The organism is Streptomyces sp. BA2, from assembly GCF_009769735.1.
Lineage (GTDB): Bacteria > Actinomycetota > Actinomycetes > Streptomycetales > Streptomycetaceae > Streptomyces.
On record NZ_WSRO01000002.1, the window covers coordinates 3197562 to 3209666 of the forward strand.

Sequence of the window (12105 nt, forward strand, 5' to 3'; positions counted from 1 at the left end):
CCCCACCGGTTCTTCGTCCCTGTCCCCACGGGCGGCTTGTACCGTCCACAAGAGAGAGTGTGAGAGTGCTCGTACTCGTCGCTCCCGGCCAAGGCGCTCAGACGCCCGGCTTCCTGACCCCCTGGCTCGACCTCCCCGGTGCGGCCGACCGCATCGGCGCGTGGTCGGACGCCATCGGGCTCGACCTTGCCCACTACGGCACGCAGGCCGACGCGGACGCGATCCGCGACACCGCCGTGGCCCAGCCCCTCCTTGTGGCCGCCGGTCTGCTCTCCGCCGAGGCACTCAGTGACGCCCTCGCCGCGAACAAGCCCGGCGCGGTCGCGGGACACAGCGTCGGTGAGATCACCGCCGCCGCGTACGCGGGTGTGCTCAGCGACGAGGCCGCGCTCGGTCTCGTACGCAAGCGGGGCCTGGCCATGGCCGACGCCGCCGCGGTCACGGAGACCGGCATGGCGGCGCTGCTCGGCGGCGACCCCGAGGTCACCATCCCGCACCTGGAGAAGCTCGGCCTGACGCCGGCGAACGTGAACGGCGCGGGCCAGATCGTCGCCGCCGGCACCGCCGAGCAGATCGCGGCGCTCGCCGAGGACAAGCCCGAAGGCGTCCGCCGCGTCGTACCGTTGAAGGTGGCGGGCGCGTTCCACACGCACCACATGGCACCCGCGGTCGCCACGCTCGAGGAGGCCGCCAAGGCCCTCGACCCGGCCGACCCGAAGCTGACGTACGTCTCGAACCGCGACGGCCAGGCCGTGGCGACCGGCGCGGACGTCCTGTCCCGGCTGGTCGGCCAGGTGGCCAACCCCGTGCGCTGGGACCTGTGCATGGAGACGTTCAAGGGCCTGGGTGCCACGGCGATGATCGAGCTGTGCCCCGGCGGCACGCTGACCGGTCTCGCCAAGCGCGCCCTGCCCGGCGTGCGGACGGTGGCCCTGAAGACACCTGACGACCTCGACGCCGCATCTGAGCTCATCGCCGACACCGCATCCGCCGCCGACGCGGCGGGTGCCTGAGAAGGAGCCAGGAGAGCATGTCGAAGATCAAGCCCAGTAAGGGCGCCCCGTACGCGCGCATCATGGGTGTCGGCGGCTACCGCCCGACCCGTGTCGTGCCCAACGAGGTGATCCTCGAGACGATCGACTCCTCCGACGAGTGGATCCGCTCCCGCTCCGGCATCGCGACCCGCCACTGGGCCTCCGACGAGGAGACCGTGGCCGCGATGTCCGTCGAGGCCTCCGGCAAGGCGATCGCCGACGCGGGCATCACCCCGGAGCAGATCGGCGCGGTCGTCGTCTCGACCGTCTCGCACTTCAAGCAGACCCCGGCCATCGCGACCGAGATCGCGGACAAGATCGGTGCGGGCAAGCCCGCCGCCTTCGACATCTCCGCCGGCTGCGCGGGCTTCGGCTACGGCCTGACGCTCGCCAAGGGCATGATCACCGACGGTTCCGCGGAGTACGTCCTGGTCATCGGCGTCGAGCGGCTGAGCGACCTGACCGACCTGGAGGACCGCGCGACGGCCTTCCTGTTCGGTGACGGCGCGGGCGCCGTGATCGTCGGTCCGGCCAAGGAACCGCAGATCGGCCCCACCATCTGGGGCAGCGAGGGCGACAAGTCCGAGACCATCAAGCAGACCGTGGCGTGGAACGATTTCCACATCGGCGATGTCTCGAAGCTGCCGCTCGACAGTGCGGGCAAGATCAAGTTCCCTGCGATCACGCAGGAGGGCCAGGCGGTCTTCCGCTGGGCCGTGTTCGAGATGGCGAAGGTCGCCCAGCAGGCGCTGGACGCGGCCGGAATCACCGCGGACGAACTGGATGTCTTCATCCCGCACCAAGCCAACGAGCGGATCATCGACTCGATGGTGAAGACTCTGAAGCTGCCGGAACACGTCACGGTCGCCCGTGATGTGCGCACCACCGGCAACACGTCGGCTGCCTCGATTCCGCTCGCGATGGAGCGGCTTCTGGCGACCGGCGAGGCGAAGAGCGGCGACACCGCGCTCGTCATCGGCTTCGGGGCGGGTCTCGTGTACGCCGCCACGGTCGTTACCCTCCCCTAGGCATCACGTCCGGATCATCCGGTCCGTACGGCTGTAAACCAACCTGCCGCTGCCGCGGCGGGCGCCACACCCTCTGGATACATAGAAGGAGCGCCAACATGGCCGCCACTCAGGAAGAGATCGTCGCCGGTCTCGCCGAGATCGTGAACGAGATCGCCGGCATCCCGGTCGAGGACGTCCAGCTGGACAAGTCCTTCACCGACGACCTGGACGTCGACTCGCTGTCCATGGTCGAGGTCGTCGTCGCCGCCGAAGAGCGCTTCGACGTCAAGATCCCGGACGACGACGTCAAGAACCTCAAGACGGTCGGCGACGCGACCAGCTACATCCTCAAGCACCAGGCCTGATAAGGCTGCTCTGCTGTCGCCACCCGGCGGTGGCGCCGCTGATCCCCTCAACACCGTGGAGAAATTTCCTGTGAACTCGACCAATCGCACCGTGGTCGTCACCGGTATCGGCGCAACCACACCGCTGGGTGGCGACGCAGCCTCGACCTGGGAGGGTCTGCTCGCGGGCCGTTCCGGTGTCAGTCTTCTCGAGCAGGACTGGGCGGCCGAGCTTCCGGTCCGCATCGCGGGCCAGATCGCCGTCGAGCCCGGCGAGGTCCTTCCGCGCCCGCAGGCCCGCAAGCTGGACCGTTCGGCGCAGTTCGCGCTGATCGCCGCCAAGGAGGCCTGGGCCGACGCGGGCTACACCGCGAAGGCGGGCGAGGACACCTCCGTGGACCCGCACCGCCTGGGCGCGGTCATCGCCTCCGGCATCGGCGGCGTGACCACCCTGCTCGACCAGTACGACGTGCTCAAGGAGAAGGGCGTACGCCGTGTCTCCCCGCACACCGTGCCGATGCTGATGCCCAACTCCCCGGCGGCCAACGTCGGCATCGAGCTGGGCGCCCACGCGGGTGTGCACACCCCCGTTTCGGCGTGCGCGTCGGGCGCCGAGGCCATCGGCTACGCGATCGAGATGATCCGCACCGGCCGCGCCGACGTCGTCGTCGCGGGTGGCACGGAGGCGGCGATCCACCCGCTGCCGATCGTCGCGTTCGGCAACATGATGGCGATGTCCAAGAACAACGACGACCCGGCGGGCGCCTCGCGCCCCTACGACGTCGACCGCAACGGCTTCGTGCTCGGCGAGGGCGCCGGCGTGATCGTCCTCGAGTCCGAGGAGCACGCCAGGGCCCGCGGCGCGAAGATCTACGCGGAGGCCGTCGGTCAGGGCATCTCGGCCGACGCCCACCACATCACGCAGCCCGAGCCGTCCGGCAACGGCATCGCGGCCGCGCTGCAGAACCTCATCGACGGCACGGACCTCAAGCCCGCCGAGATCGTGCACGTGAACGCGCACGCGACCTCGACGCCGCAGGGTGACGTCGCCGAGATCAAGGCGCTGCGCAAGGCGTTCGGTGACGACGTCGACCACATGGCGATCGCCAGCACGAAGTCGATGACGGGTCACCTGCTCGGTGGCGCGGGCGGCGTGGAGACCGTGGCCACGGTCCTGGCGCTGAAGAACCGCATGGCCCCGCCGACGATCAACATCGAGAACCTCGACCCCGAGGTCGACGCGGATGTCATCCGCGACGAGGCCCGCGCGCTGCCCGAGGGCAGGATCGCGGCGCTGAACGACTCGTTCGGCTTCGGCGGCCACAACGTGGTGCTCGCGTTCAGGACCCTCTGAGCAGTCACCTGTACGTGGCGAAGGGCTCCCACCGCATGGTGGGGGCCCTTCGCCGTATACAGCCGGAAGTACGTCAGACGACCTGGTGCAGCCACCGCACCGGAGCGCCCTCACCCGCGTACCGGAAAGGCTCGAGCTCGTCGTCCCAGGGCTTGCCGAGCAGCTTGGCGAGCTCGGCTTCCAGGTTGCTCTCGCCGGCCTGGGAGCGGGCCAGGGCGGCGCGCAGGCGGTCCTCCGGGATCAGGATGTCTCCGTGGATGCCGGTGACCGCGTGGAAGATCCCTAGTTCGGGTGTGGCGCTGTACCGCTCGCCCTCGGCAGTGGGGCACGGTTCGGACGTGACCTCGAAGCGCAGCAGCTGCCAGCCGCGCAGGGCGGAGGCGAGTTTGGACGCGGTGCCCACCGAGCCACGCCAGGAGAACTCCGATCTCCAGCTGCCGGGCGCCGCGGGCTGCCTGATCCAGTCGAGGTTGACGCGCGCGCCGAGTACGCCCGCGACTGCCCATTCGACGTGCGGACACAGCGCGCGCGGTGCGGAGTGCACGTACAGAACTCCACGTGTCGTCACCGGGACCTCCAGTGTGGGTCGAGGTTCGCCTTCCCCAGCGGCCTCGCGCCCGTGCCGAGCGTTGTCGCCCTGAATTCGGGAAACTCCCGAAAACGGGACAGATGTGACGTGATGTAATTTAGCGGAACCGGAAGAGCAGGGTGCCACTGGGTGGCGAGGCTACCGTGCGGCGGAACAAGGAGTGTGACGTACCGTCGGTCCCGAGGCCAGGAATCGCCCACCATTCACTCGCAGGGGCGCCGAAACGGCGCGGTCGGCCTACGGCAGCACAACGGCCCACGGCGACAGACCGGCGTACGGCAACAGAGGGGACCTGGGGATGCGGAACCGAAGGCACCGCTCACGTGCCGCCGTCGCCGCCGCGACGGCGGTTCTTCTCGGCGCCACCGCGCTCACGGCGTGCGACGCCTCAGGCGGCAACTCCCCCGCACCCAACGGGCCGTCCGCGCGCGACAAGCCGTCCCCCAAGCCCACCCCGACCTGGGACACGAATCCGGACTCCCTGGCGGCCATCGGCGACTCCATCACCCGCGGCTTCGACGCCTGCTCGGTGCTCGCCGACTGCCCCGAGGCGTCCTGGGCGACCGGCACGGACTCCGAGGTGCGCAGCCTCGCCACACGCCTCTTCGGCAAGGAGCGGGCCGCCGAGCACAGCTGGAACTACGCGAAGACCGGCGCCCGCATGGCGGATCTGCCCGGGCAGATGGAGCAGGCCACGCTCAAGCGCCCCGAGCTGGTCACGGTGATGGCGGGCGCGAACGACGCGTGCCGTCCCTCGGTGGATTCCATGACGCCGGTCGCCGAGTTCCGCGCGGACTTCGAGGAGGCGATGCGCACGCTGCGGCGCGAGCTCCCCAAGACCCAGGTGTACGTGACGTCCGTACCGGATCTGAAGCGGCTCTGGTCCCAGGGGCGCACCAACGCGCTCGGCAAGCAGATCTGGAAGCTGGGCATCTGCGCCTCGATGCTGGCCGACCCGGACGCGCGGGACGCGGCGGCGACGGAGCGGCGGGACACCGTGCAGAACCGCGTGGTGGCGTACAACGACGTGCTCAAGGAGGTGTGCGCGAAGGATCTGCGCTGCCGGTACGACGGCGGGGCGGTCTTCGAGTACCGCTTCGACGGCGACCAGTTGAGCCACTGGGACTGGTTCCACCCCAGCAAAGACGGCCAGTCGCGGCTCGCCGAGCTTGCCTACCGCCAGGTGAAGTCCAAGAATGCCGTGGATCCCGGGGCCTGAGAGCCACATGGCCCGGCGTAGGGTCGCGATCATGCGCAGTGAACTCTTCGGGGCGCTCCCCGACGGCACGCCCGTCCATCGCTGGACCCTGGAAAGGGGCGGGGTGCGGGTACGCGTCCTGACGTACGGCGGGATCATCCAGTCGGCGGAAGTTCCGGACCGGTCGGGGCGTTGCGCACCGGTGGCTCTCGGCTTCGACGGTCTCCAGGGCTACCTCGATCACCCTGGGCCGTACTTCGGGGCGCTGGTGGGCCGGTACGCGAACCGCATCGCGGGCGGCGAGTTCGCGCTCGACGGCCGGACGTACCGCTTGGCGCGGAACAACGAGCCCAACGCGCTGCACGGCGGCACGGCCGGTTTCGACAAGCGGGTGTGGGAGGCGGCGGAGGTCGAGCACGGGGTGCGGCTCTCGCGGGTCAGCCCGGACGGCGAGGAGGGCTATCCCGGGCGGCTCGCGGTGTCGGCGACGTACTCGCTGGACGAGTTGGGCGCGCTGCGGATCGCGTACGAGGCGACGACCGACGCCCCGACGGTCGTGAACCTCACCAACCACACGTACTGGAATCTCGCGGGGGCCGGGAGCGGCGGCGCGGGCGGGCACGAGCTGCGGATCGCGGCGGCGCGCCTCACGCCGACGGACGGGGCGCAGATTCCCACGGGGGCGTACGAGGACGTCGACGGGACGCGCTTCGACTTCCGGGACGCGCGGAAGGTCGGGGCCGGGATCGACCACAACTACGTGCTCGACAAGGGGCTCACCGCGCGGCCGGTCGAGGTGGCGGAGCTGAGCGATCCGGCATCCGGGCGCGTGCTGACCGTGTCGACGACGGAGCCGGGCCTTCAGCTGTACACGGCCGATCACTTCGAGGAGTCGCTGCCGTTCGCTCCAGGGGACGGGGTGGCTCTGGAGACGCAGCACTTCCCCGACTCCCCCAACCGGCCGGAGTTTCCGAGCACGGAGCTGCGGCCGGGTGGGGTGTACGAGTCGGAGACGGTGTACGGCTTCTCGGTTCGCTGAGGGTCAGACGACGATCGTCTCGCTCAGCCTGCGGTCCGTGATGGAACGGCCCGCCTGAATCTCGTACGAACCGCCCTGGTGTGCCCAGGAGTTGGCGTCCTCGTCCCAGATCTCGAAGGCGCGGCGCGGGAGTTCGATCCGCACCTCCACGCTCTCGCCGGGCGCGGCCTCGGCGCCCGCGAAGCCCGCGAGCCAGCGGGCAGGGCGGTTGTCGTCCTCCGCGGTCGGGGCGAGGTAGACCTGGACGACCTCGCGGCCCGCGCGCGGACCGGAGTTGCGGACGCGGACCGTGGCCGTCGTGCCCTCCACGGTGAGGGACTCGTACGTCCAGTCGGTGTAGCCGAGGCCGTGGCCGAAGGCGTACGCAGGGGTGGCGCCGGTCTTCTCCCAGGCTCGGTAGCCGATGAAAACGCCCTCGCTGTAGGCGAGTTCGCCGTCGGCCGGGGTGACCTGGGTGACCGGGGCGTCCGCGAGGGCGCCCCACGTGGTGGGCAGCCGCCCGCCCGGCTCCTGGGCGCCGAGCAGCACGTCGGCGAGCGCGGCGCCGCCCTCCTGGCCGGGGAACCAGCCCAGCAGCACCGCCGCGACGTCATCGCGCCACGGAAGCTCCACCGGGGAACCGGAGTTGACGACCACGACCGTGCGGGGGTTGGCCGCGGCCACGGCGCGCACCAGGTCGTCCTGGCGGCCCGGGAGGCGCAGGTCCTGCCGGTCGAAGCCCTCGGACTCGACGCGCTCGGTGGTGGCGACGACCACGACCGCCGTGTCGGCTGCCCGCGCCGCCTCCACGGCCTCCGCGATCAGCTCGTCGGGGTCGCGCCGCGGGCCGAGGTGCACGAAGGAGAACACCACGCCGGGCAGCGGAGCCTTGTGCTCCTTGTCGAGCGGGTGGAGCAGGGAGACCTCGACGCTCTCGCCCGCCGTCAGGCTCACCTTGGCGCGCTCGACCGGTGTGCCGAAGAACGCCTCGAAGGGGTCGGACGCGGCGCCCATCACCTCGGTGCCGTCGAAGACGACCTCGCCGTCGATCGTGAGCGTGAAGGCGCCGAGACCGCGCGTGCCGAAGGAGTGCTCGCCGCTCTCGCGCGGCGTGAACGTGCCGACGACCTCGATGGAGGCCATCGTCTCGTGGGTGACGCCGTCGGGCAGGTCGTCGCCGATCCACTGGACCTGGCCGGAGGGGAGGCTGCCCTCGCCCAGGATGTTGCCGTCCACGTCGCGGCAGATGGCGCGCAGCTCGAAGCCCTTGTCGGCGGGGGCGAGTTCGTCGCTCGGGTCGGCGCCGACGGCGTACGTCAGGGATTCCTCGCCCAGCGCCGCCGTCAGGCCGTCGAGCGGGGAGATCACGCGCGGGGGGAAGACGGTGGCGGAGCCGCCGCCCAGGACACGGGCGTTGCGCGCCGCCGCACCGATGAGGGCGACAGAGGCGGTCGGCCTGAGCGGCAGGGTGTTGTTCTCGTTGCGCACGAGGACGAGGGCGCGGCGGGCGATGTCGCGGGCGAGCGCTTCGCCGTCGATCTCGGCGGGCACGTCGGTGACCACGGGTTCGGCGCCTTCGAGGATGCCGACGCGTGCGGCGAGACGCAGGACGTTGCGGACGGCTTCGTCGACCGTCGACTCCTTGACCCGGCCGCCGCGCACGGCTTCGGCGAGGGCGGCGCCGTACACGGTCCGCGGTCCCGGCATGGCGACGTCGAGGCCGCCCTCGATGGCGCCGGTGGTCGAGCGGGCGGCCATCCAGTCGGAGACGTTGTAGCCGTCGAAGCCCCACTCGCCGCGCAGGACTTCGTTGACCAGATAGCGGTGCTCGGTCATCGTCGAGCCGTTGACCTGGTTGTACGCGGTCATGATGCCCCAGGGGTGGGCGTTGGTGACGATGGCCTCGAAGGGCGCGAGATACAGCTCGCGCAGGGCGCGCGCTCCCACCTTGTTGTCGACGGTGAAGCGGTCGGTCTCGGCATCGTTCGCGACGAAGTGCTTGACGGTCGTGCCGACGCCGCCGGACTGCACGCCCTGGACATAGCCGGTGCCGATGACGCCGGTCAGATACGGGTCTTCGCTGTACGCCTCGAAGTGCCGGCCGCCCAGCGGCGAGCGGTGCAGGTTGACGGTGGGCGCGAGGAGGACGTGGACGCCCTTGCGGCGGGCCTCCTGGGCGAGGAGGGTGCCCGCGCGGCGGGCGAGGTCCTGGTCCCAGGTGGCGGCGAGCGCGGTCGGGGACGGCAGGGCGATGGACGGGTCGTCGGCGGTCCAGCGGGTGCCGCGCACGCCGATCGGGCCGTCGGACATCACGAGGGAGGCCAGGCCGATCTCGGGCAGCGGGTGCAGCGACCACATGTCACGCCCGCCGAGCAGCCGGGCCTTGGCGTCCAGATCCAGCGCGGCGAGCGCGGCCTCCACGACCGCCTCGCGCGCCTGGTCGGCCTGCGTGGCTCCGGGGCCCTGGGTTCCCGCCATGGCGGTGCCTCCTCGTTGAAGTCCGTGTGAGATCCGTGTGAAGTCCGTTCCGTGCGTTCCCTCCATCCTGCCTCGCATACCTGTAGGTCGGTAGTTTTCGTAACCCGAGCGTTATATTTAGGGGAACATGCCGTACGGTCGTCCCGCGAGCTGGACCTAGAACGTGAAGGGAAAGACACGATGGCGACCAGGGCCAGAAGTGAGGAGCGGCGTGCGGAGATCCTCCGGGCCGCCCTGGAGGTGATCGCCGAGCGCGGCTACCGCGGCGCGAGCCTGAGCGCCGTCGCCGAGCGGGTCGGCCTGACCCAGCAGGGTCTGCTGCACTACTTCCCCACGAAGGACGCCCTGCTCGTGGCCGTCCTGGAGGCCCGCGACCAGTGGGACGCGGTGCCGACGAACGAGATCCGCCTAGACCTGCTCGGCTCGCTCGTCGAGTACAACGCGATGCGCCCCGGCATCATCCAGACCTTCTCCGCACTGCTCGGCGAGAGCGTCACGGACGGGCATCCGACACGGGAGTACTTCACCGAGCGGTACGGATCGGTGCGGGAGAAGTTCGCGGCGGTCCTGCGCGCGGAGTACGGCGAGCGGCTTCCCGGAGGTCTCACCCCGGAGGCGGCGGCGCCGCTCCTCGTCGCGGTGATGGACGGGCTTCAGTACCAGTGGCTCCTGGACCCAGAATCGGTGGACATGGCGGGGGCGTTCAGGGATTTCCTGGGTCTGCTCGGTGGCGGGAACGGAAGCGGCGAGTGATCAGGCCGCCGTCACGGCCGCCACGACGTCGATCTCGATGAGCGCCTCCGGCCTGAAGAGCCGGGGCACCTCGACCGTCGTGCTGGTGGGCGGCGTCGCGGTCAGGAACCGGGCGCGTACGGCGGCGTATTCGGGGAGGTCGCCGAGGTCCGTCATGAACGTACGGATGTTGATGACGTCGTGGAGCGTCGCGCCGTGCGCCTTGAGCAGGGCGGACAGGGTCTCGAAGATGCCGCGGCTCTGGGCGGCGACGCCGTCGCCCTCCGCGATCTGCCCCGAGAGGTACAACAGGGCGCCTCCGCCGTCCAGTTCGACGCGGGCGACCTGGGAGTAGGGGCCCAGGGGCCGGGGCGCTGACGCGGGGTTGTCGATGGTTATGTTCATGGTGAGGCTGCTGCTCCTGTTCGAGGCGGGTCTGCTACTGGGTGTTCCGGGAACGGATGTGGGCGACCGCCCGCGCGATGTCCTCGTGGACGACATCCGGGTCGGCGGCGGCAGCCTTGTAGTGGGCCAACACGGCTTCCATGGCGGGCAGTTGGGTCACTTCGGTCGCGAGCGCGACGTCCTTCACCGCGAGGTCGCTGCCGAAATGCACATCAGTGGCGAAGGCGCGGCCCACCGCGCCCCCGAGCGGCCCTCCGGCCAGCGCCCCCTTGGCCGTCCCCTCGTCAAGGCCCAGCGCGTCCGCCAGTTTCATCGCCTCCGCCACGAGGGCCACGCCTCCGATGACGGCGGTGTTGACGACGAGCTTCAGCGCCGCGCCCGAACCGAGCGGTCCCGTCCGGGTCACCGGGCCGAAGCAGGCGAGGACCCCCTCCACCCCGTCCGCATCGCCGCCCGCCAGAATGCCGAGCTTCCCCGAGGCAGCCTTGTCCGTGCTGCCCATCACAGGGGCGTCCACGAGGGTCACGCCGTCCGGCACCCTCGCCCCCAACTCCCGTACGACATCGGGCCCCACGGTGGACATCTCCACCCAGTGGGCGCCCGCCCGCAGCTCCGGCACGATGGCGTCGGTGACGGCACGCACCGCGTCGGGGCCCGCCAGCATGGTGATGACGACATCGGCGTCACGCACGGCTTCCGCGGGGTCAGCGGCGATCCGGGCCCCCTCAGACACCAGCGGCTGCGCCTTCTCGGCCGTCCGGTTCCAGACCGTCAACGGATGCCCGGCCGCGAGGAGTTGGCGTGCCATCGGCGTGCCCATGTGTCCGAGGCCAAGAAACGCGATCTTCTTCATGCCTCCGACGCTAGGGCCGGGTATGCGATGCGACAAGCGAATGTCTAGCATGCCGGCCATGCCGACTCCGCATACCGCACGGATGGACCAGATCGCACAGACCCAGGTCCAGGTCCAGACCCAGGCCCCGACGCCGCCCGACCTCTCCACCGTCTGGCTCCGCGTCTTCCTGGACGTCGCGCGGCACGGGTCCTTCACCGTGGCCGCCCGCGACCTCGGCTGGACGCAGTCCGCCGTCTCGCGGCAGATCTCCTCACTGGAGGCGGCCCTCGGCGGCGACCCGCTCTTCGACCGGCTGCCGCGGGGCGTACGCCTGACCGCGCACGGCCGTACGCTACTGCCGCACGCCGAGGAAACGGTGGCCCGACTGCGCGCCATGCAGCGGGAGTTGGCCTCCCTGCGCGACCTGACCGGCGGAACCCTGCGTTTCGGGGCGTTCGCGACGGCCGACGCGGCGCTCGTGCCACGGGCCATCGCGGCGTTCCGCGCCCGGCACCCCGGCGTGACGCTCACCCGTGAGGAGGGTCTGACGCCCGGTCTTCTCGCCCGCCTCGGGGACGGCGGCCTCGACCTCGCGATCGTCTCCTCGACGGGCGGCGCGCTGAGCGGCGACATGGACGCGTACGAGCTGCACCACATCCTGGACGAGGGGCTGTACGTCGCCGTCCCCCCGGCCCACCCCCTGGCGGGCCGCGACTCCGTACGCCTGCCCCAACTCGCCGGGGAGGACTGGATATCCGGCAGCGCACACGCCGAGGGAACACTCCTGGAGGAGGCGCACCGGCACGGCTTCCGACCACGGGTCGCCCATGTCGTCGCCGAGTGGACCGCCAAGCAGGGCTACGTGGCCGCAGGCCTCGGCGTCACCCTCGTGCCCGCCCTCGCCGCCGAGTCCGTCCGCCCTGACATCACCCTGATCCCGGTGCACGACGAGGACGCGCCACCACGCACCGTGTACGCGGCGACCGCTCGGGGCCGGGCGGCTCCACCGGCGGCGGAGCCGTTCCTGGAGGCGCTGCGCGCTCAACTCAGTTGACCCGCCGGCCCCGGCCAGCTTCGATCAGCGTTCGGCCCCCCTCCCCGCCGCCCG

12 protein-coding genes are annotated in these 12105 nt (G+C 71.0%); 8 read left to right on the forward strand and 4 right to left on the reverse strand.

All coding sequences use genetic code 11. The features are described 5' to 3' along the window. The first annotated feature begins 65 nt into the window (after positions 1 to 65). The 4 genes from E5671_RS17165 to fabF all read left to right on the forward strand — a co-directional run bounded on the left by E5671_RS17165 (position 66) and on the right by fabF (position 3742). Positions 66 to 1013: an acyltransferase domain-containing protein gene (locus tag E5671_RS17165; protein WP_160504851.1), complete on the forward strand. Its 948-nt coding sequence runs from the start codon at positions 66 to 68 to the stop codon at positions 1011 to 1013. 17 nt (positions 1014 to 1030) lie between these two features. After that, complete coding sequence (locus E5671_RS17170; RefSeq protein WP_160504852.1) at positions 1031 to 2062, forward strand: ketoacyl-ACP synthase III; 1032 nt, start codon at positions 1031 to 1033, stop codon at positions 2060 to 2062. Positions 2063 to 2160: 98 nt separating this feature from the next. Next, positions 2161 to 2409 carry an acyl carrier protein gene (locus tag E5671_RS17175; protein WP_160504853.1) on the forward strand — a complete coding sequence of 83 codons (249 nt, stop codon included), beginning with the start codon at positions 2161 to 2163 and terminating at the stop codon, positions 2407 to 2409. Positions 2410 to 2479: 70 nt separating this feature from the next. Further along, the gene (gene fabF / locus E5671_RS17180) at positions 2480 to 3742 is read left to right on the forward strand and encodes a beta-ketoacyl-ACP synthase II (RefSeq protein ID WP_160504854.1); all 1263 of its coding nucleotides are present in this window, start codon (positions 2480 to 2482) and stop codon (positions 3740 to 3742) included. Positions 3743 to 3815: 73 nt separating this feature from the next. Here the strand turns inward: fabF and E5671_RS17185 are convergent, their stop codons facing one another. Next, entirely contained in the window at positions 3816 to 4310 is a 495-nt protein-coding gene (locus tag E5671_RS17185; RefSeq protein WP_160504855.1) for a DUF3145 family protein, read from the reverse strand. 319 nt (positions 4311 to 4629) lie between these two features. On the opposite strand from E5671_RS17185, the gene E5671_RS17190 reads away from it, so the two are divergent. After that, entirely contained in the window at positions 4630 to 5550 is a 921-nt protein-coding gene (locus E5671_RS17190; protein WP_160504856.1) for an SGNH/GDSL hydrolase family protein, read from the forward strand. A 31-nt stretch (positions 5551 to 5581) separates the two neighbouring features. Beyond that, positions 5582 to 6568: an aldose epimerase family protein gene (locus E5671_RS17195; RefSeq protein ID WP_160504857.1), complete on the forward strand. Its 987-nt coding sequence runs from the start codon at positions 5582 to 5584 to the stop codon at positions 6566 to 6568. A gap of 3 nt (positions 6569 to 6571) precedes the next feature. On the opposite strand, the gene E5671_RS17200 is transcribed toward E5671_RS17195, so the two are convergent. Beyond that, on the reverse strand, positions 6572 to 9025 hold the full coding sequence (locus tag E5671_RS17200; protein ID WP_160504858.1) for a beta-glucosidase family protein: 2454 nt from the start codon (positions 9023 to 9025) through the stop codon (positions 6572 to 6574). 180 nt (positions 9026 to 9205) lie between these two features. Here E5671_RS17200 and E5671_RS17205 point away from each other — a divergent pair, with 180 nt between their 5' ends. Then, positions 9206 to 9778 (forward strand): TetR/AcrR family transcriptional regulator, encoded by a 573-nt coding sequence (locus E5671_RS17205; protein WP_160504859.1) that lies wholly within the window; start codon positions 9206 to 9208, stop codon positions 9776 to 9778. On the opposite strand, the gene E5671_RS17210 is transcribed toward E5671_RS17205, so the two are convergent. Both E5671_RS17210 and E5671_RS17215 read right to left on the reverse strand, forming a co-directional pair. Further along, positions 9779 to 10162, reverse strand: a complete 384-nt coding sequence (locus tag E5671_RS17210; protein ID WP_160504860.1) for a RidA family protein — start codon at positions 10160 to 10162, stop codon at positions 9779 to 9781. It lies immediately after the preceding gene. 34 nt (positions 10163 to 10196) lie between these two features. After that, entirely contained in the window at positions 10197 to 11015 is an 819-nt protein-coding gene (locus tag E5671_RS17215) for an NAD(P)-dependent oxidoreductase (protein WP_160504861.1), read from the reverse strand. An 82-nt stretch (positions 11016 to 11097) separates the two neighbouring features. On the opposite strand from E5671_RS17215, the gene E5671_RS17220 reads away from it, so the two are divergent. Next, entirely contained in the window at positions 11098 to 12051 is a 954-nt protein-coding gene (locus E5671_RS17220) for a LysR family transcriptional regulator (RefSeq protein WP_160510241.1), read from the forward strand. The last annotated feature ends 54 nt before the right edge of the window (positions 12052 to 12105 follow it).